Genomic DNA, 302 nt, shown 5'->3' with positions numbered 1-302 from the left:
CCGCTTAGCTGAATCTCATCTTCACAGAAATTATTGTCTACACATACTTTAGCAACCGCTTTAATCGTGCCCGAGGCACCTAAACATTCGTTCCAGCCATGTTCAAGGAAATCGTCGGCTACTGGCAATAGTTGCTGAGAGCAGTAGACGCTGGCTTTAAGTAAGCGGTTTTTGGTGACTCGGCCACTTTTGAAAAAGCGTTTGGTGATTGATACACAGCCCATATCTAAGCTTTCTTTAAGCTTAAGATCCATGCCTTCGCCTAAGGTCACCTCGGTACTGCCACCGCCAATGTCTATCAC

Annotated in this window: 1 protein-coding gene; it reads right to left on the bottom strand. The window is 46.0% G+C overall.

Features of this window, described 5'->3' with window-relative positions; all coding sequences use genetic code 11:
- Positions 1 to 272: Ppx/GppA phosphatase family protein (locus tag Q4528_RS13345; RefSeq protein WP_368506700.1), on the bottom strand; the 272-nt coding region annotated here is incomplete at its 3' end.
- Positions 273 to 302 lie beyond the last annotated feature (30 nt).

It is taken from the genome of Staphylococcus pasteuri, from assembly GCF_030547725.1.
Classification (GTDB): domain Bacteria; phylum Bacillota; class Bacilli; order Staphylococcales; family Staphylococcaceae; genus Staphylococcus; species Staphylococcus pasteuri.
This window is presented reverse-complemented; position numbering and strand designations above follow the sequence as displayed.